The organism is Streptomyces sp. NPDC059255 (assembly GCF_042752355.1).
Classification (GTDB): domain Bacteria; phylum Actinomycetota; class Actinomycetes; order Streptomycetales; family Streptomycetaceae; genus Streptomyces.
On sequence record NZ_JBHYZP010000001.1, the window covers coordinates 710,714 to 729,031 of the forward strand.

Annotated in this window: 21 protein-coding genes; 5 read left to right on the forward strand and 16 right to left on the reverse strand. The window is 72.2% G+C overall.

Annotation, left to right across the window (positions count from 1 at the left end):
- Position 1 precedes the first annotated feature (1 nt).
- The 8 genes from ACFXKG_RS03130 to ACFXKG_RS03165 are packed head-to-tail and all read right to left on the reverse strand — an operon-like array spanning position 2 to position 7,481.
- A complete protein-coding gene (locus ACFXKG_RS03130; RefSeq protein WP_384831319.1) occupies positions 2-565 on the reverse strand; it encodes a hydrogenase maturation protease in 564 nt (187 codons plus the stop codon).
- Positions 562-681 carry a DUF6893 family small protein gene (locus tag ACFXKG_RS03135; RefSeq protein ID WP_384831322.1) on the reverse strand — a complete coding sequence of 40 codons (120 nt, stop codon included), beginning with the start codon at positions 679-681 and terminating at the stop codon, positions 562-564. Before ACFXKG_RS03135 ends, ACFXKG_RS03130 begins: the two co-directional genes overlap by 4 nt.
- A complete protein-coding gene (locus tag ACFXKG_RS03140) occupies positions 663-2,096 on the reverse strand; it encodes a hypothetical protein (RefSeq protein WP_384831325.1) in 1,434 nt (477 codons plus the stop codon). Before ACFXKG_RS03140 ends, ACFXKG_RS03135 begins: the two co-directional genes overlap by 19 nt.
- Complete coding sequence (locus ACFXKG_RS03145) at positions 2,093-2,821, reverse strand: DUF6084 family protein (RefSeq protein ID WP_384831328.1); 729 nt, start codon at positions 2,819-2,821, stop codon at positions 2,093-2,095. The genes ACFXKG_RS03140 and ACFXKG_RS03145 overlap by 4 nt, the downstream gene beginning before the upstream one ends.
- Positions 2,818-3,588, reverse strand: coding sequence for a DUF5947 family protein (locus ACFXKG_RS03150; RefSeq protein ID WP_384831331.1), 771 nt, complete (start codon positions 3,586-3,588; stop codon positions 2,818-2,820). The genes ACFXKG_RS03145 and ACFXKG_RS03150 overlap by 4 nt, the downstream gene beginning before the upstream one ends.
- Positions 3,585-4,622, reverse strand: a complete 1,038-nt coding sequence (locus ACFXKG_RS03155; protein WP_384831334.1) for a NifU family protein — start codon at positions 4,620-4,622, stop codon at positions 3,585-3,587. Before ACFXKG_RS03155 ends, ACFXKG_RS03150 begins: the two co-directional genes overlap by 4 nt.
- A gap of 1 nt (position 4,623) precedes the next feature.
- Positions 4,624-6,396 carry a nickel-dependent hydrogenase large subunit gene (locus tag ACFXKG_RS03160; RefSeq protein WP_384831338.1) on the reverse strand — a complete coding sequence of 591 codons (1,773 nt, stop codon included), beginning with the start codon at positions 6,394-6,396 and terminating at the stop codon, positions 4,624-4,626.
- A 29-nt stretch (positions 6,397-6,425) separates the two neighbouring features.
- Positions 6,426-7,481 carry a hydrogenase expression protein HypE gene (locus ACFXKG_RS03165; protein ID WP_384831341.1) on the reverse strand — a complete coding sequence of 352 codons (1,056 nt, stop codon included), beginning with the start codon at positions 7,479-7,481 and terminating at the stop codon, positions 6,426-6,428.
- A 173-nt stretch (positions 7,482-7,654) separates the two neighbouring features.
- Here ACFXKG_RS03165 and ACFXKG_RS03170 point away from each other — a divergent pair, with 173 nt between their 5' ends.
- On the forward strand, positions 7,655-7,984 hold the full coding sequence (locus ACFXKG_RS03170) for a hydrogenase maturation nickel metallochaperone HypA (protein WP_384831345.1): 330 nt from the start codon (positions 7,655-7,657) through the stop codon (positions 7,982-7,984).
- 4 nt (positions 7,985-7,988) lie between these two features.
- On the forward strand, positions 7,989-8,753 hold the full coding sequence (hypB, locus tag ACFXKG_RS03175) for a hydrogenase nickel incorporation protein HypB (protein ID WP_384831349.1): 765 nt from the start codon (positions 7,989-7,991) through the stop codon (positions 8,751-8,753).
- A 147-nt stretch (positions 8,754-8,900) separates the two neighbouring features.
- On the opposite strand, the gene ACFXKG_RS03180 is transcribed toward hypB, so the two are convergent.
- The 3 genes from ACFXKG_RS03180 to ACFXKG_RS03190 all read right to left on the reverse strand — a co-directional run bounded on the left by ACFXKG_RS03180 (position 8,901) and on the right by ACFXKG_RS03190 (position 11,289).
- Positions 8,901-9,893, reverse strand: coding sequence for an LAETG motif-containing sortase-dependent surface protein (locus ACFXKG_RS03180; RefSeq protein WP_384831352.1), 993 nt, complete (start codon positions 9,891-9,893; stop codon positions 8,901-8,903).
- Between the two features lie 406 nt (positions 9,894-10,299).
- Positions 10,300-10,488: a hypothetical protein gene (locus tag ACFXKG_RS03185; protein ID WP_384831355.1), complete on the reverse strand. Its 189-nt coding sequence runs from the start codon at positions 10,486-10,488 to the stop codon at positions 10,300-10,302.
- A 33-nt stretch (positions 10,489-10,521) separates the two neighbouring features.
- Positions 10,522-11,289, reverse strand: a complete 768-nt coding sequence (locus tag ACFXKG_RS03190; protein WP_384831358.1) for an IclR family transcriptional regulator — start codon at positions 11,287-11,289, stop codon at positions 10,522-10,524.
- 182 nt (positions 11,290-11,471) lie between these two features.
- Between ACFXKG_RS03190 and ACFXKG_RS03195 the strand changes: the two genes are divergently transcribed.
- Both ACFXKG_RS03195 and ACFXKG_RS03200 read left to right on the forward strand, forming a co-directional pair.
- Positions 11,472-12,242 (forward strand): SDR family oxidoreductase, encoded by a 771-nt coding sequence (locus ACFXKG_RS03195; protein ID WP_365816281.1) that lies wholly within the window; start codon positions 11,472-11,474, stop codon positions 12,240-12,242.
- Positions 12,243-12,256: 14 nt separating this feature from the next.
- On the forward strand, positions 12,257-13,285 hold the full coding sequence (locus ACFXKG_RS03200; protein WP_384831360.1) for an L-idonate 5-dehydrogenase: 1,029 nt from the start codon (positions 12,257-12,259) through the stop codon (positions 13,283-13,285).
- 33 nt (positions 13,286-13,318) lie between these two features.
- Here the strand turns inward: ACFXKG_RS03200 and ACFXKG_RS03205 are convergent, their stop codons facing one another.
- Entirely contained in the window at positions 13,319-13,846 is a 528-nt protein-coding gene (locus ACFXKG_RS03205) for a GNAT family N-acetyltransferase (protein WP_384831362.1), read from the reverse strand.
- 78 nt (positions 13,847-13,924) lie between these two features.
- Positions 13,925-14,818, reverse strand: a complete 894-nt coding sequence (locus ACFXKG_RS03210; protein WP_384831365.1) for an aminoglycoside phosphotransferase family protein — start codon at positions 14,816-14,818, stop codon at positions 13,925-13,927.
- Positions 14,819-15,014: 196 nt separating this feature from the next.
- Between ACFXKG_RS03210 and ACFXKG_RS03215 the strand changes: the two genes are divergently transcribed.
- Positions 15,015-15,416 (forward strand): DUF6221 family protein, encoded by a 402-nt coding sequence (locus tag ACFXKG_RS03215; protein ID WP_382889792.1) that lies wholly within the window; start codon positions 15,015-15,017, stop codon positions 15,414-15,416.
- Positions 15,417-15,514: 98 nt separating this feature from the next.
- Here the strand turns inward: ACFXKG_RS03215 and ACFXKG_RS03220 are convergent, their stop codons facing one another.
- The 3 genes from ACFXKG_RS03220 to ACFXKG_RS03230 all read right to left on the reverse strand — a co-directional run bounded on the left by ACFXKG_RS03220 (position 15,515) and on the right by ACFXKG_RS03230 (position 18,313).
- Positions 15,515-16,303: an SAM-dependent methyltransferase gene (locus ACFXKG_RS03220; RefSeq protein ID WP_384831369.1), complete on the reverse strand. Its 789-nt coding sequence runs from the start codon at positions 16,301-16,303 to the stop codon at positions 15,515-15,517.
- A gap of 85 nt (positions 16,304-16,388) precedes the next feature.
- Positions 16,389-17,213, reverse strand: a complete 825-nt coding sequence (locus ACFXKG_RS03225) for an SAM-dependent methyltransferase (RefSeq protein WP_384831373.1) — start codon at positions 17,211-17,213, stop codon at positions 16,389-16,391.
- Positions 17,210-18,313: a type III polyketide synthase gene (locus ACFXKG_RS03230; protein ID WP_384831376.1), complete on the reverse strand. Its 1,104-nt coding sequence runs from the start codon at positions 18,311-18,313 to the stop codon at positions 17,210-17,212. The genes ACFXKG_RS03225 and ACFXKG_RS03230 overlap by 4 nt, the downstream gene beginning before the upstream one ends.
- Between the last annotated feature and the right edge of the window lie 5 nt (positions 18,314-18,318).

Consider the following 18,318-nt stretch of genomic DNA (forward strand, 5'->3'; position numbering starts at 1 on the left):
ATCAGGACCTCCGGGGCCGTTCGGGCACGGACGGAAGAGCGGGGCAGGGCTCCGGCGACGGCGCGGGGTGTGCCGCCGTCAGCCGGCGGACCAGTGTGCGCACCGCCGCGACCGCCCGGGGGACGGCCGCGGCGACCGGCTCGCTGAGACCGATGCCCTCGTCGACTCCGGCGGGGGTGCAGCCCACGACGTGAGTCAGCGGGAGCGTACCGCCCAGTTGATCCAGATTCGCCAGCACCGCGACCGGATTCATGCCGTGTGCGTCGAATTCACCCGAACCGAGGTCGTCCGGGCCGACCTCCAGCACCGTCAGTTCCCCGGGTGGCCCGTCCCCCGGACAGGCGTCCACCAGCACCAGCGCGTCGTACCCGGTCAGCAGGTCGTACGCGAGGTGCATGCCCCGGATGCCGTAGTCGACGACGCGGACGCCGCCGGGGAGCGGCTCTCCGGGGCCGGCGGTCAGCCGCCGTACGACCTCGGGGCCGAAACCGTCGTCACCGAGGAAGAGATTGCCGACACCCGCGACGAGCACCCGGCACTCCTCCGGCTCGTCTCCCGTGCTCACATGGAGCGCATTCGCAGGTACCTGCGGAGGTCGGGGATCGAGCGCACGCCGACGGCGACGGCGACCGCCGCCATGGCGGCGGCAGCACCTGTGGTGATCAGTCCGAGGAAGCGCATGAGGGGTTCTCCTTCCGGATTTCCGCCGGTGGCGGATCGGGGACGGGCAGGCCGGAATCGCCGGCGGTCAGCGGTTCCAGCTCGTCGGGGGCGAAGTAGAAGTAGCGGCCGTACCAGTCGTGCAGGTCGGCCGCCGGGTCGTCGACGAGGACGAGGGCGACGTGCACCCCGCCGTCCACGTCCGTGAGCACGGCCGTCACCCGTGCCACCTGACCGTCGAAGAACAGGTCCTGCGCGTCGGCGCGGCGGGCCGGACGCACCCGTACGAGGCTCCCCTTGGCCACCCGGACCCCGTCGATCACGACGCTGTCCGACCCCGGCGACACGGCGGCGTCCGCGGCCGGATCCCACCAGGGGGCGCCGCCGGTGTCGAAGGAGGCGGGGGCTGCGTTCCGCGCGTCGCCGGTGCGCAACAGGCCGTGCAGCCGCTGGAGGTCGCCGGGCGTCATCGCGTCACAGCGGTCGATGATCTCCCGGGCACGCGGGTCGGTGGCCCGGGCCTCCGCCTTCTCCCGGTCCGTCATCGTCATCACGCGGAGCGTCAGGATCTCGTCGATCTCGGTCGAGTCGAACAGGGCGCCCGCGCTCTGCTCGGCGATCTCCGGGTAGTCGTAGAGAATGATCGGCGCGCCGAGCACCGTGTCCGTGGTGCCCTGCGCCCCGGCCAGTACGGGCCAGCACCGGTGCTGTACGCAGCGGGCCGCCGCGGCGGCCGCCTCGTCCGGGGGTTCGCGCAGCGAGACGAAGCGGGCGCCGCGGGCCCGCAGGAGCAGATGCGTGCCGATCAGCGAGACGCGGACGGCGGCGTCCTTGTCGGCGACGGTCCCGGCGTGCTCGTTCGCCACGGAGACCGTCAGCCGTACGAATCCGCCGTCCCGCTCCGCGTGGGTACGGACCCGGGCCACCAGTGGCGCGCGGCGGCGCACGACGCTGCCCACCGGCACCCCGCGCGCGTCCGTCAGCGGCTCGGTCTCCTCGCCCCCGGCGACCGCGCACAGCTGGTCGGTCGGCCCGGTCAACGGGACCGGCCCGAGGTCGACCTCCCGCTCGACGGCCTCGTCCCAGCTCAGCACGGCCACCCCGTCGACGACGAGTTCCGGGACGGCGAGTTCGCCGCCGTCCGCCGTCCGCCGCCGCACCTCGCGCACCTGGTGCTGGAGGAAGCGCAGCCGGACCGTCACCTCGGCGGGGGCCGGCGCGCCGGGCTCCACCGCGAGCAGACACCGCATCGCCATGCCCGGTTCCTCGGCGAAGCTCGCGGCGGTCGCGGCGGGCGGCCCCAGCACCCCGAACTGCCAGCGCGACCGGTTCTTGTGGGCGCTGGCGCGGTACGGGTAGAGCAGGTAGCCCTCGTAGAGCACCGCGTCGGCGACCGCGCGCACGGGGTCGAGGTCCGCCGGGGCCGCCCTGGTCACCGGACCACCTCGTCGAGTGCGCCGACGGTGGCACCGGCGCACGCTCTCCCGTCCGGCCCCGCCCCCGCTCCCGTTCCCGCGGTCGCCAGCACCGTACGCACCGTCTCGTCCCAACTGATCAGTCCGCGCCGCTCACGGAACTCCGCGAAGGCGGCGAGCACGTCGTGGTCCAGCCTGATCCACCCCGAGTGGGGGAAGTGGTACGCGATCAGCCGCCGCCACACGGCGACCGGCAGCTCGTACCGTGCCTCACGGTCCCAGGGCACCTGCCGCACCCCGAGCCCCGAACGGCCCGCGCCCCGGGCGAAGACGGTGCCCGAGAACAGCAGGCTGACCGGCACCGTCCCGTCCTCCCCGAGCGCGTGCAGATAACGCGAGCCGACCACGTCGAAGTCGTAGGTGCACGGCAGCGCGAGGTCGACCTCGGTGGAGCCGGTGAATCCCTGCACCGTCGTGTTGCACTGCATCCACAGGAACGGCCGCAGGGTGTCGGACCACCGCTCCCGCTCCCCGAACAGGCCCCGCAGTCCGTCCTGTTCGGCCTGGTCGTAGGGGCGGCGCTGCGGTTCGATCCGGACCTGGCAGCGCAGCACGATCGCGTGGACCGGCTCGCCCGAGCCGTCCTCGATCCGCAGCCGCGCGGTGAGCTGCGGCGCCGCGCTGAACGGCTCCGCGACGATGTCCCGTACGGAGAACTCCAGGCCGGGCGCGGTGGGCGGGCTCACGAGGCTCCCTCCTCAGCGGTCGTCCCCGCCGCTGCCGCCACCGCGGTCCGCTCCGGGACCGGCTCCGCGGTCGGCTCCGGGACTGGCTCCGCGCGCACGGGTCTGCTGCGCTCCCTGACCCGCTCGAAGAACGCGTCCATCGCGGCGTGTGCCTCCTGGCCGCCGTCGAAGCCGCGCCACAGGGTGCGCAGCCGGCCGGCCAGTTCGTAGCAGGCGTCGATCGGCACCACATGGCACGAGATCTTGTCGCCGTCCCCGTTCCCCTCCTCGTCCCCGCGCCCGGGTGCCTCCGTACGGCGTACGAGCAGCGCCTCGACATCGGGGCGTACGACCGCCAGTTCGGGGGCGGCCGCCACGAGGCCGGCCCAGGCGTCGAGCGGCAGTTCGGACTCGGTCGCCCCGGCCGGACCGGGGTAGAACGCGACGGTGCGGTCCTGCGCGGAGTTGCGGAAGAGGAAGGCGAGACCCACCGGGATCCCCAGCGCGTCCCAGGCCCGCGCGTCGAGCGGGAGCCGGTCGAAGCCGAGATACCGGTCGGGCACCGCGCGGTAGCGCAGCTGTGCCCCGTCGTCCGTGAAGAGCAGGTAGCAGGCCCGGCAGCAGCACATCAGGCGCCGGCTCTCCAGGTTCACCACATGCTGGTGCTCCGTGGCGGCCGGGGCGGCGCACATGTCGCAGCGCTCGCCGGCGACCGGCTCCGGACGGTTGCGGGTGACCTGCAGCAGCGCGGCGACGGGGGACCGGGCGGGTCCGGCGGGCGCGCTCACGGTGCCACCGCGGGCGCGGCCGGCACGGCGACCAGGACCGAGGCCCCGTCCGCCAGCACGGGAAGGGGGGCCAGGTGGGCGCCGTCCGCGTCCGGGTCGAGACAGGCGCCCGCGCGCCGTACGTCGTAGTGCGCGCGGCAGGCGGAGCAGCGCAGCACCCCGTCGTCCGCGCCGCCGCCCAGCCGCCGGGCCAGCGTCGCGCCCTTCATCGGCTGCTCGCACCGGGCGCACCGGTCCCGGAAGGCGAACAGGTCGGGGCCGATCCGGCAGGCCACCACGGGGAACCCGCCGGTGCTCAGGCGCTCGACACCGCCGGACTCCAGGGCGCGCAGCTCCGGCACCGGCTGCCAGCTCGCCCCCGCGCCGCCGGCCCCGTCACCGGCGTCCGTACGGGCCGCGTCGTCCGTGTCGTCCGTGTCGTCGGTGTCATCCCTGCCATCCGCGTCGTCGGTACCGGCTTCGCGCAGCCGTGCGAACAGCGAGTTCACCGGCACCAGCGGACCCGGTGCCTCCGCCGTCCCGGCCGACTCCTCCACCTCGATCGCGCCGGCCTCCGGCGCCGCCGCCTCGACCGCGCCCCGCACGGCGAGCGCCAGTGTGGCCGAGGAGGACGGGCACCCGTCGCAACTGCCCAGCAGCCGCAGCCGTACGGTTCCGTCCTTCGTGACACCGAGCAGCTCCACGTCACCGCCGTGCGAGCCGAGGTACGGCCGTACGCTCTCCAGCGCCTTCTCGATCCGGGTTTCCACGCTGTACGGGTGCAGTCCGTGCACCAGCAGTACGCTCGCCACCAGGTCGTCCCCGGCGAGGGCGGCCAGGACCGTGTCGTCCAGACCGCCGTGCTCGTGGACGAGGTCGAGCAGCCGCTCCAGACCGGCCCCGTAGAAGTCGGTGACCAGCCGGACCAGTTCCTCGCCGCGTTCGCGTGCCGCCGGGCCGCCCGCCGCGCCGGCCGTGATCAGTGCCTCGATGCGTTCCCCGGTCGTCCGCCACTCCTCGGTGGCCGGGGTCATGTGCGTCTGCCGTTCCGTCATGTCACTCACTGCCCGCGGACTGCGTGGGCGAGTGGAGCAGTTCCAGCTTCTTGCCGCCACCGAGGTACATGTGGACGCCGCACGGCAGACAGGGATCGAAGCTGCGTACGGTCCGCATGATGTCGATGCCCTTGAAGTTCTCCCGGTCGTTCTCCTCGAAGATCGGCTGGCCCTGCACCGCGTCCTCGTAGGGCCCCGGCGTCCCGTAGGAGTCACGGGGGCTCGCGTTCCACGGGGTGGGCGGGTACGGGTGGTAGTTGGCGATCTTGCCGTCCCTGATCACCATGTGGTGCGAGAGCACCCCGCGTACCGCTTCGGTGAAGCCGCAGCCGATGCCCTCCTCCGGCACCTCGAACTTCTCCCAGGTCTTGGTGCGGCCGGCCCGGATCTCCACGAGCGCCTTCTCCGCGAAGTGCAGCGCGCAGGCCGCGGCGTACGCCTGGAAGTAGGTGCGGGCCCGGTTGCGCTCGATGGTGTTGCTCCAGCGCGGTACGTGCCACTCGAACTCGACCGGGCCCTTGGTGGCGGTCTTGGGGAGGCTGATCCGCACGCTGCTGCCGGTGGCCTTGATGTACCCGATGTCGACCAGCCCCGCCAGCGCGGTGGTCCACAGCCGGGCGAGCGGCCCGCCGCCGGTGTCGAGGGCCAGGTACTCCTTGCCGTCGAACCAGCGCGGCGACATGACCCAGCTGTACTTGTCGCCCAGGTCGCGCTTCTGCGGCTGCGGGTTGGTGTGCTGGTTCCACGGGTGCCGCCGGTCGACCGGGTTGCCGAGCGGGTCGTGGGTCACGAACATCTCCTGCTCCTCCCAGTCGTTGTAGTACGACGAGCCGAGCAGGATGCGGATGCCCAGGTTGATCTCCACCAGGTCGGTGGTGACGAGCTTGCCGTCCACCACGACACCGGGGGTCACGTACATCTTCCGGCCCCACTCGGTCATGTCCCGGTACTGGAAGTTGCAGTGCTCCGGGTCCTGGAAGGAGCCCCAGCAGCCCAGCAGGATACGGCGGTTGCCGACCTGCTCGTAGCCGGGCAGCGCCTCGTAGAAGAAGTCGAAGAGGTCGTCGTGGAGGGGGACGACCTTCTTCATGAACTCCACGTAGCGCTGGAGACGGGTGATGTAGTCCGTCATGAGCTGAATGGTCGCCACCGTGCCCACGCCGCCGGGGTAGAGCGTGGAGGGGTGTACGTGGCGCCCTTCCATCAGACAGAACATCTCCCGGGTCATCCGGCTGACCTGGAGGGCCTCCCGGTAGAACTCGCCGGAGAAGGGGTTCAGCGCGCGCATGATGTCGCCGATGGTCCGGTACCCGTGGGCGTCGGCGTGCGGCGCCGGGGTGCGATGGGCCTGTTCGAGTACACCGGGATTGGTCTCGGAGACCATCTTCTCGCAGTAGTCGACCCCGACCAGATTCTCCTGGAAGATGTTGTGGTCGAACATGTACTCGGCGGCCTCGCCGAGATTGACGATCCACTCACCGAGGTGCGGCGGCTTCACGCCGTACGCCATGTTCTGCGCGTAACAGGAACAGGTGGCGTGGTTGTCGCCGCAGATTCCGCAGATCCGGCTGGTGATGAAGTGGGCGTCGCGCGGGTCCTTGCCCTTCATGAAGACCGAGTAGCCACGGAAGATCGAGCTGGTGCTGTGGCACTCGGCGACGGTCTTCTGCTTGAAGTCGATCTTCGTGTAGATGCCCAGACTCCCGACGATACGGGTGATGGGATCCCACGCCATCTCCACCAGATCGCCTTTGCCCTGGCTCGTCGTCGTCATGAGGCCGCCTCTTTTTCCGTTTCGGTGCGCTACCAGGTGCGGGTGGCGCCGGTGGTGAGCTGCTTCCCGCGTTTACGCCACTTGGGTTCGCGGTCGAGGGTGTGCGTGGTGATCTGCCGGAGCCGCCGCATGGTCGAGCCGTACAGCCCGACGGCATTCGTGGAGAGCTTTCCGCCCGGCGGCTCGTCCATGAACGGCATGAATTTGTCGGGGAATCCCGGCATGGTGCAGCCGATGCAGATCCCGCCGACGTTGGGACAGCCGCCGATTCCGTTCATCCAGCCGCGCTTGGGCACATTGCACTTCACGGCCGGACCCCAGCAGCCCAGTTTGACGATGCACTCGGGCTGTCCGTACTCCGTGGCGAACTCGCCCTGCTCGTAGTAGCCGGCGCGGTCGCACCCCTCGTGCACCGTCCGGCCGAACAGCCAGGTCGGACGGAGCGATTCGTCGAGGGGGATCATCGGGGCCTGGTCGGTGGCCATGTAGAGCAGATAGGTGAGCGTCTCCGAGAGGTTGTCCGGCTGAATGGGGCAACCGGGGACGCACACGATCGGGATGCCCGCCTTCGACTTCCACTCCCAGCCGAGGTAGTCGGGCACGCCCATGGCGCCGGTCGGGTTGCCCGCCATGGCGTGGATGCCGCCGTACGTGGCGCACGTGCCGACCGCGACGACCGCCGTGGCCTTGGGCGCGAGCCGGTCGAGCCACTCACTGGTGGTCATCGGCTGTCCGGTCGCGGGGTCGTTGCCGAAGGCCGCCCAGTACCCCTCTTCCTTCAGCCTCTCGTTGGGGATGGACCCCTCGACCACCAGGACGAAGGGCTCCAGTTCGCCCCGGTCCGCCTTGAAGAACCATTCCAGGAAGTCGTCGGCGCCCCCGGTGGGGCCGCACTCGAAATCGATGAGCGGCCAGTGCACGGCGATCTGCGGCAGACCGGGCAGTGCGCCGAGCGCGATTTCCTCGATGCTGGGCTGTGTGGCGGCGGTGAGCGCGACGGAATCCCCGTCACAACTCAGCCCCGCGTTGATCCACAGCACATGGATGAGAGTGTTCTCCGCTTTTTCCGCTGCTTCTGTCGGCATAGCCCGCCGCCTTCCGGGATGGGACCGCCCTATACCGGTGAGGTGGCGACACTCACCTTGCTACCATCTAGAATGCGTCCGCTCGTTCTGTCAACACGAGATTATTTCGGGGGGCCGGCCTTTCGTCGCGGTTCGGCCGGGGCGAATGGGTGAGTACGGAAAGCTGGCCACTGATGCATGAATTGTCAATCACTCAGAGCGTGGTGGACGCGGTGTGTGAGCGCGCCGCCGGAAGGCCCGTACACACCGTCCGGGTCCGGGTGGGAGCGCTGACCGCGGTGGTGCCCGACGCGATGCGGTTCTGCTTCGATCTGACCACCGCGGGCACGGTCGCGGAGGGCGCACTCCTGGAGATCGACCAGCCCCCCGGAACGGCGCACTGCCGGGCGTGTGGGCAGGACTTCACACTGACCGATCTTGTATTGCTTTGTCCGTGCGGCAGCGCCGACGTGGACATCACCTCGGGGCGGGAGCTGCAGATCGTCTCGATGAGAGTGGGCTGACCCTATGTGCGGTACGTGCGGTTGCGTCGGCGGAAGCGGTGAGGGCGGCGGCGGGACGAGGATCTCCGTACCGCACGCACATCCGCACGGTCATGACCGGGTTCACCCGGGTGGGGCCGGCGCGGCCGGTGAGACCATCACCCTGGAACAGAAGGTCCTCGTCAAGAACGACGGCCTGGCCGCACACAACCGCGCCTGGCTCGCCGAGCGGGGCATCGTGGCGGTGAACCTGATGAGCTCGCCCGGGGCCGGCAAGACCACCCTCCTCGAACGCACCGTCAGGAACTTCGCCGGTCGCCGGTCGGTCGCGGTCGTCGAGGGGGACCAGGAGACGGCGCTCGACGCCGAGCGGATCCGGCGGGCGGGCGGTACGGTCGTCCAGATCAACACCGGCGCCGGCTGCCACCTCGACGCCAAGATGGTACGGGGCGCGCTGGCCACGCTGGAGCCCGCGGCGGGGTCGCTGGTCCTGGTCGAGAATGTCGGCAACCTGGTCTGCCCCGCCCTCTTCGACCTGGGCGAGCGGAGCCGGGCCGTGATCATCTCGGTCACCGAGGGAACGGACAAGCCCCTCAAGTACCCGTACATGTTCGCCGCGGCGGACCTCGTGATCATCAACAAGATCGACCTGCTGCCGTACGTCGACTTCGACGTCGAACAGTGCGAGAAGTACGCCCGTTCGGTCAATCCGGAGTTGCGGGTGCTCACCGTCTCGGCGACCACCGGCGAGGGAATGGCCGACTGGTACGACTGGGTGGCGCGGCCCTGATCGCCGCGCCGGTCCGGGGCACAGTGGGCGCTCTCGGCACCGACGCCCGCCGGACCCGAACCGGCCTCCGCCCTTTCCCGCCCCCGGAAACAGGGGCGGGAAAGGGCGGAGGGGTCTGCGTAGCCGCGCGCCGGCTGCCGTGGTGGGTCAGTTGCCCGCGACGGCCTTACGGCGACGGGTCACGATCACGACCGCGCCACCCGCGGCCAGCAGCACGGCCGCGCCCGCGGCGAGCGGGACGACATTGCCGCCACCGGTCTCCGCCAGGTCGCCGCCGCCACCGGTGGACGCCGCGCTCGGCGCGTTCGGCGGGGTGGCGGCGTCCGACGTCGGCTCGGAGGCGCTCGGCGTGGGGGTGTCCGACGCGGGGGTGCCGGGCTCGCTCGCCGAGGGGGTCGGGGTGTCCGTGCCCGGTGTCCCGGGCTCCGACGGCGTGTCGGCGGGAGGCGTCGCCTCGGCCGGCGGCTTCTCCGGCGTGGACTCGTCCGTGGGCGGCTCCGGAGCCGGCGGGATCTCCTGCGCGGTGCAGTTCTTCGTGCCGCCGTTCCAGGCCGCGATCAGCTTGTCCTTGATGACCGCGTGGCTCGGACCGACCGGCAGGTCGCCGTGTTCGAAACCGTCGTTCGTGTCCTTGAGGCCGTCGTACTTGACCTTGCCGCGGTAGAGGTCGACCTGTGCGTAGCAGCCGACGTCGGGGAAGGCCACGTCCAGTGTTTCCTGGCCGCCCTGCTTGATGTCGACGGCGTCGAAGTCGTGGAAGACCTGCTCACCCGAGGTCTCCCAGGTGGGGCCGTGGGTACGGTACGAGGCGAGCGAGACCGTGCAGTTCGAGGCGTCGGAGGCGGTGCGGACCTTGACGTGGACCTTGCCGTCGTCGGCCGGCTTGAGGCTGATGTCGTCGACCTTGATCTGGGAGAACCAGTCCCGGCCGTCCAGGGAGAACTCACACTTGTCGGCGGTGGTGACCGGCGTGCCCGCGCCCGTGCCGGGCTTGTAGCCCCCGTGGTTGCCCTTGTCCCAGCCCTTGCCGCCGGGGCAGTCGGTCGCCCACGCGGAGCTTGCCGCGGCGGTGGTGAACGCCAGGGCGGCGGCGCCGATTCCGAGCAGGCGCAGCGCGGTGACACGTCTCGTTTTGGCCATGCGTTTCTCCATCTTGTTGCCCGCGTGATCCGGTCCCGTACCTCGTGTCGCGCACAACACGAGGTGGCCTGCCGGGTGCCGGAGCGGGCAGGCCGAAGCGGGGGACGGACTGAAGTAGGTGGTCGCACACCGGGCAGCGGGGCCTCGGTGGCATCACGCATGCTGCTGGGGCGGCCACTTCCGTGTCAACCTGCGGCAACGGCCGGAATAGGGCCTTCCGTCAGGGCCGTTGCCGGGCGTGCCGCACGGCGGCACACCGCGTCGCGCCCTCCGTGTCGGAACCCACCATTCCGCGCTTTCCGGCCCGCACGGCTTCTTGCTGTCGGGGTGGTCCGAGGCGCCCCGGGCGCCGGGGTGGGCGCCCGGCGTCCGGGGTACCGCCCCGCCCGACCGGCGTTGTGCGTGGTCAGGGGCGGTGCGGCCGGTGCGCCACCGGCCCGGCGGAGAGCGGCCGGAGACTGCGGCGGCGGGCGAACTCGCCCTGCCGCGGGGTGAGGTGACGGGGTGGCGGGGGAGCGGTGGAAGCGTGGGCGGCGGCGGTGGGGATCCCGGTGGTCACCGTGGAGCCGTGATGGTTGCGGTGAAGTCCAGCCACTCCCGGCCTGATTGCGGTTCGGGGAAGCCGGGGTCAGCGGGTGGGCAGCCGGACGCCGAGTTCGGACGCGGCGGCCTGCAGGACCGGCACCATGGCGACCAGGTCGTCGAGGGTGCGGCGGAACGCGGGGGCCGCGGTCGAGAGCGCCGCGAAGACACTGCCGTCCGGACGGAGCACGGGTACGGCCACGGCGCGCAGCCCGGCGTGGTGTTCCTCGTCGGCCGTGGCGTAACCGCGTTCGGCGGCGCGCTCGACCTCGGCGCGCAGGACCGCGCGGTCGGTGATGCTGCGCGGTCCGTACGGGGTGAGCTCGATCCGTTCCAGCAGGTCCGCCCGGACCTCGGCGGGGGCGAACGCCAGCAGCACCTTCCCCATCGAGGTGCAGTGGAGGGGGCCGTGCCGGCCGGGTTCGCTGCGTACGCCGACGGGCAGCGGACCGTCCACGTAGTGCACGTAGAGATGGTGCGTCCCGTCGAGCACGGACATCAGGGTGGCTTCCTCGGTCAGCCGCGTCACCCGCTGCATCACGGGAAGGGCGGCGCCCGCGAAGCCGTACGCCTGGCCGGCCTGCTGGCCGAGCCGGAAGAGGCCGAGCCCCGGCTTGTAGCGCTTGCCGACCGGCTCGAATTCGACCAGGCCCTCGCGGCACAGCGAGTTCACCAGCCGGTGCGAGGTGGAGACGGGCACGCCGCTCTCGCGCGCCAGCTCCGAGAGTGTGATGCCGTGCGGGTGCTCGCCGACCAGCAGGAGGAGCCGGATCGCCCGGCCCACCACGTCGACCGGGACATCGCTGGCACTCACAGCAGGACGCTACCACTCGGCGGAAGGGCCCTCCGCCGGGCAGCGCGCGACCTGGTCCGCGACCTGGTGGTTGACACCGGCCGGGGAGCGTGGACACGATACTTTCCATTGAACAGATTGTGTTTCCACTCAGTGGAAAAATGGAAGGAGCTGTGCATGAGACGACACCGGAGGGCCGCCCGATGAGCCACCCGATGTTCGACATCACCGGAAAGGTGGCCCTGGTCACCGGATCGAGCCGGGGCATCGGTCTGGCGCTCGCGCGGGGGCTGCTGGAAGCCGGCTGCACGGTCGTGCTCAACGGCCGGGACACCGCCGCCCTGGAGGCGGCGCGCGCCGGACTGGCCGAGGCGTTCGGCGACGCCGTCCGCGCCGAGGCGTTCGACGTCACGGACTCCGCCGCCGTCGCCCGGGCCGTCGCCTCCGTCGAGGAGCGGACGGGCCCGATCGACATCCTCGTCAACAACACCGGGGCCCAGCGGCGCGCCCCCTTCACCGACTTCACCGACGAGGAATGGCACGGGCTGCTGGGCACCAACCTCACCAGCGCCTTCCTGGTCGGCCGCGAGGTCGCCCGGCGGATGACCCCCCGTGGCCAGGGCAAGATCGTCAACATCTGCTCGCTCCAGAGCGAGGTGGTGCGCCCCGGTATCGCCCCGTACGCCGCCACCAAGGGCGGCCTGAAGATGCTCACCAAGGGCATGTGCGCCGACCTCGGCCCCTCCGGTATCCAGGTCAACGCCATCGGCCCCGGCTACTTCGAGACCGAGCTGACCGCCGCGCTCGTCGCCGACGAGGAGTTCAGCGCCTGGGTCCGGGGCCGCACGCCCGCCGGCCGCTGGGGCACGGTCGACGACCTGGTCGGCGCCCTGATCTATCTCGCCTCCCCCGCCTCCGACTTCGTCAACGGCCAGGTGCTGTACGTCGACGGCGGCATGCTCTCCGTCCTGTGAAGGAGCCTTCCCCCATGCACGCGTGTGTTGTCCACGGAGCCGGTGACCTGCGGATCGAGGAACGGCCGGCGGCCGACCCCGGGCCCGGCGAGATCGCCGTCTCGGTCGCCCTCGGCGGAATCTGCGGTTCCGATCTGCACTACTACCACCGGGGCCGGGTGGGGGACTTCGCCGTCACCGCGCCCATGGTTCTGGGCCACGAGGTCGTCGGGCATGTCGCCGCCCTCGGCCCCGGTACCACGGGACCGGCCGAGGGCACCCCCGTCGCCGTCCACCCCGCCACCCCCTGCGGCACCTGCCCCGAGTGCGCCGACGGCCGGCGCAACATCTGCGCCCACACCCGCTATCTGGGCAGCGCCGCCCGGACCCCGCACGTCCAGGGCGGCTTCGCCCAGCACATCACCGTGCCCGCCGACCAGATCCGCCCGCTGCCCGCGGGGCTCGGGCTGCGCCGCGCCGTCCTCGCCGAACCACTGGCGGTCGCGCTGCACGCCGTACGCCGGGCCGGTGCGGTACGCGGCCGACGCGTCCTCGTCACCGGCGCGGGCCCCATCGGCTGCCTCGTCGTGGCGGCGCTGCGCCAGGCGGGCGCCGCGGAGGTCGTCGTCACCGATCTGCTCGACGCGCCGCTGCGGCTCGCGGCCGAGGTCGGCGCCACCGCGACCGTACGGGCGGACCGCCCCGACGATCCGGCCTGGGGAGACGCCGTCGATGTCGCGATCGAGGCGTCCGGCGCCCCGGCGGGACTGCGTACCTGCGTGGAGCGGGTACGCCGCGGGGGAACCGTCGTCCTGCTGGGGCTGCTGCCGCCCGGCGAGGTCGGGCTGCTGGGCAATGTCGCGGTCACCCGCGAGATCGAACTGCGGGGCGCCTTCCGGTTCGACGGCGAATTCGACGAGGCGCTGGCCCTGCTGGCCGGAGGACTGCCCGTCGATCCGGTCGTCACCCACACCTTCCCGCTGGAGCGGTCCGTCGACGCCTTCGACATCGCCGGGGACCGTGCCGTCGCCTCCAAGGTGCTGCTGGACCTCTCGGGAACCTAGGGCCTGTCGTTTTTCGGGGGAGGCGCTCCGGAGTCAGATGTGGTCGAACGGCTCGGCGAGCCGGAAGGTGCCGCGCAGCGTCTCCCGGTACGCGGTCAGCGTCCGGACCTGGAAATACGCGCCCCACGACGGATCGGGCGGCACGATCCCGTACTCCGTGCTGGTCCGGAAGCCGTACCTGCCGTAGTACGCGGGGCTCCCCAGCAGTGCGACGAGCGGCTCGCCGAGGGCGTCCGCCGCGCCGAGCACGGAGTGGACGAGCGCCAGCCCCACGCCGCGACGCTGATGCTCCGGGCGCACGCTCAGCGGAGCGAGGAGCAGCGCCGGGGCGCCGTCGACGCGCCCGCGGGTGCAGACCACGTGCCCGACGATGTCGCCCGGCCCGCCGGGCGCGCCGTCGACGGCGACGAGCGAGAGCTCCGGCAGCCAGTCCTCGCAGGTGCGCAGCGCGTCGAGGAGCGGGGCCTCCACGGTCTCCGGTTTCTCCGGGGTCGCGAAGGCGGCAGCGGTGACGGCCCGTACGGCGGCACGGTCGGCGGGGTTCTCACGTCGGATCAGCACCGGCACAGTGTGGGGCGGTGCGGCGCGCCGGCGCAAAGGAATTCTGCTGGCCTCGCCACGCCGTCCCCGGAACCGCGGTCAGGCTCCTTCCTCCCGGATCACGGCGTCGACGACCCGCCGGGCGATGGCGGCCATCCGCGGGTCCGTCTCCCGGTAGTGGCGCAGTTCGAGGAGCGCGATCGACAGCGCCCAGCCGCGCCCCCGCGCCCAGGCCGCCTCGTCGGCCCCGACAGCGGCGCGGAAGACGCCCCGCGCGGCGGCGGGCAGCAGGTACCACGCCGCGATCAGGTCGACGGCCGGATCGCCCAGCCCGAGACAGCCGAAGTCGATGACCGCGCCGAGGCGTCCGTCGGCGATCAGTACATTCCCCGGCTGCAGGTCCGCGTGGATCCAGACGGCCGGCCCGCGCCGTCCGGGCGCCCGCAGCGCCGCGGCCCAGGCGGCCGTCACCGCGACGGCGTCGAGGTGCCCGCCCAGCTCACCGATGGCGGCGCGGGTGGTGGCGTCCCGCGAGGCCAGGGGCTCACCGCGGTACGAGGCAGGCCCGTCGGCCGGGTCGATCCGGTGCAACGCGTTGATGAATTCCGCCAGTTCCCGCGCGAACGGCTCCGGCGGTGCGGTCCCGGCCGCCTCCGGGTTCCCGCCCGGCAGCCAGCGGTAGACCGACCACGGAAAGGGAAAACCCTCGCCGGGCGTCCCCCTGCCCAGCGGTACGGGAACGGCGACCGGGAGCGCCGGCGCGAGCCGCGGCAGCCAGGTGTGCTCCTTCGCCACGTCGCCGGCGGCGCCCGCGACGCGGGGGAGCCGTACGACCATCTCCGCGCCGAGCCGGTACATCGCGTTCGAGGTACCGGCGGAGCGGACCGGCGTGACGGGCAGCGCCGCCCACCGGGGGAACTGGGCGGCGAGCAGCCGCCGTACCAGGGGGACGTCGGTGGCCACTTCGTCCGCGTGGAGGGGGCGCGTCTGCATGACCACCAGCCAAGCGGCCCCGCGCCCGACCGGTCAACTCGCTTTTCCCCGGCGGATCGGTGCCGGGCGCGCGCCCCGGCGTGGACGGCGCGGCGGGCGGGGCCGAAGTGCGGCATGCTCTGCGGGACGAGTGGAACGGACCCGGCACGGGCACTGCCCGGAGCGGGTCCGTCATGGCCAGAAGGACCGGAACCAGATGACAGACCACAACGCTGGACTGATGGCGTTCGTGCGGGCACGCCTCGACGAGGAAGAGCGGATCGCCCGCGACGCCGGCGGCGATGCCTGGCGGTGCCCGCCGGAGCAGCCCGGTGAGATCCACGACCGCACCGGCAGTATCGCGTTCAGCCTGCGCACGCACGGGTACGACCGCCACATCGCCCGTCAGGATCCGGCGTGCACCCTCCGGCGTGTCGAGACGAGCCGGGTGCTGCTCGACGAGTACGCGGAGGTCGCGGCCCTGGACGTGGACCGTCCCGGCGACAGCTTCGCCGACGGCCGCGCGGTGGGACTGGGCTTCGTCGTCCGGCAGATGGCCGCGGAGCACGCCCACCACAGGGACTACCAGGTGAAGTGGCTGCCCCGGTTCTCCCACTAGGGGGCCACGGGCGGCGTGTCCCTGATGGACCGGCTCCGGCTCCCCGCCGGTCCGGTCCATCGGGCCCGTCGGGGCGGTACGCGGGCGCCGGGTGGCGGCTACGGTACGCGTGCGACGCCGACGTAGAAGCCGCTCGGTTCGGGCGCCGGGGCCGGTCCGTCCTTGTACCAGTGGGCGGCCGTCACCAGACCGGGTTCCACGAGTTCGAGACCGTCGAAGAAGCGCGCCACCTCGGCCCGGTCCCGCATCCGCAGCGGGATCTCGCCCTCCTTGTAGGCGGTGGTGACGACGTCCCGGTACTGCGGGTGCTCGTCGAAGGTGGTGTGGGAGAGGAGCAGATAGCTGCCGGAGGGCAGCGCGTCCACCAGGCTCCGGGTGATCCCGTACGGGTCGTCCTCGTCCGGGACGAAGTGCAGCAGCGCGATGAGACAGAGCGCGACGGGCCGGCCGAAGTCCAGGAGGGTCCGGGCGTGATCGAGGATGGCCTCCGGCTGCCGGACGTCCGCCTGGATGTAGTCGGTGGCGCCCTCGGCCGTGCCGGTGAGCCGGGCCTCGGCGTGGCGCAGCACGATGGGGTCGTTGTCGGCGTAGACGATCCGGGCCGTCGGAACGATCTCCTGGGCGATCTGGTGCAGATTCGGCTCGGTGGGGATCCCCGTACCGATGTCGAGGTACTGGTCGACGCCCTGCCGGGCCACCCAGGCGACGGCGCGTCGCATGTACGCCCGGTTCCGTAAGGCGTTGCCCTTGGCCTCGGAGGGTATGCGCTCCCCGACCACCTGGTCGACCGGATAGTTGTCCTTGCCGCCGAGGAGCCAGTCGTACACCCGTGCGGGGTGGGCCTTGCTGGTGTCGATCCGGGGCTGGGGCGGCGGATGGGCCGTCATGAAGGGCTCCTGTGTGGGTGACCGGGGCTGCCGCGACCGCCGACGCGCCGTGGTGGGCGCGGTGCGGCACGGACGGGCGCACAGCCTAGGTGACGCGCGCCACCCGGGACCAGGCCGTGATCATGACGTAGCCGGGATACCGTTCCGCCGCCGGTTCACCGGTGAGCCCGGTCAGGTCGTCGATCCGCAGTACGTCGAACCCCGCGGCGTCGAGCAGGGCCGGCAGCCGCTCCCGCGTCGTGAGACGCAGGCCCGGCGCCCCCGGCGGTGTGCCGTCGGCGCCGACCGGGTCCGCGAGGAGCAGCAGGCCGCCGGGGCGCAGACAGCGGGCGGCCTCCGCGAGGGCGGCCCGCTTGCCGCGGCGGCCGGGGGTGTCCGGCATGCGCGTCGTGACCTCCATCATGAGCGCCTGGTCGAAGGAGCCGGCCGGGAACGGCAGGGCGGTCGCGTCGGCGGTGTGGAACTCCGGCCGGACGGCGAGCGCCGAACGCGCCACGCGGCGCCGCGCGGTGGCGATCCGGGCGGCGCGGATGTCCGTGCCGGTCACCGCGCAGCCGGTCTCCTCCGCCAGCAGCAGCGCGGCCCGTCCGGTGCCGCAGCCGATGACGAGCAGGGCGGTGCCTGGGAGCGGCGCGAGCCGGGTCCCGGCCAGCCGGATGAGCCGGTCGGCGGCCGCGGCCAGGGAAGCCGGGTCGTCGGGTCTGTCCGGGGCGTTCGGTCTGTCCGGGTCGTCGGCTCCGTCCGGGGCGTCGGCCTCGTCCGGGTCGTCGGGCCTGACGGGCCGGGCGAAGTAGTCCCTGTGCGGAACGTCTGTGCCCGGCGCGCGGGCGCGGCGGTCGGCGCGGATGGCGTCGGCCCGGGAGAGCCGGGGGCCCTGTGGGCCGGCCGGCCGGATCTCCCGGGCGTTCACGCCGCGCTCCTCGGGACGCTTCCGTTGCAGTGGGACAGCGGGGTCGCGCCGCCCGGCCGGATCCAGCGGCCGAGGGAGATCTCCGCGGTGATCCCGGGGCCGAAGCCGGCGATCACCCCCCGGGCTCCCTGTGCCGCGCCGCCCTCCTCGAAGAGCCGGTCCAGCGCGTCGAAGATGACGGCGCTGGCGATGTTCCCCCGCTCGGTGAGGGTCGCCCTGCTGTAGCGGAAGGTCTCCGACGGGAGCATCAGATACTTGCTCAGGTCGTCGAGGATCCGGGGCCCGCCCGCGTGGACGATGTAGAAGTCCAGGTCGGAGACGTCCCAGCCGAACGGCTCCGCCATGTCCCGCATGGCCGGGGCGAGCATGGACATCGTGCCGGGGACCCGCTTGTCGAGCATGAAGTGGAAACCGGTGTCCCGGACCGCGTACGAGATCCACTCCTCCGTGCCGGGCACGAGGTGCGAGCCGTTCTGTTCGAGCTGTACGCCCACCCCGCCCTCGCCCCGTACGGCGACGGCGGCGACCGCGTCCCCGAAGAGACCGTTGGAGAGCAGATTGCCCACCCCGAGGTCCTCCGGCTGGTAGCAGAGCGAACAGAACTCGCAGGACACGATGAGCACGTTCGCCCGCGGATACGCCATGCAGAAGTCGTGCGCGCGGTTGATGGCGGTGCCGCCCGCGGCGCAGCCGAGCTGGGCGATGGGCAGTTGGCGGGTGGCGGATCTGAACCCCATGGTGTTGATCAGCCACGCGGTCATCGAGGGCATCATGAAGCCGGTGCACGACACGTACACGATCAGGTCGATGTCGCGGGTCGTCAGCTCGGCGTGGGCCAGTGCCCGCTCGATGACCTCCGGCAGCCGGGACTTGGCCTCGCTCTCGTAGAGGGCGTTGCGGGCGGTGAAGCCCGGATGTTTCAGCGTGTCCTCGATCGGCTGCACGAGATGCCGGGTCTGCACCCCGGTGTTGCCGATCAGTCGTAGCGCCAGGGCGAGTTGCGGGTGCCCGGCGTGCAGGGTGCGCGCGAACTCCAGGGTCTGTTCCCGGGTGATGACGTGCTCGGGCACGGCGATCGCCGGTCTGCACAGTGTTGCCATGTCAG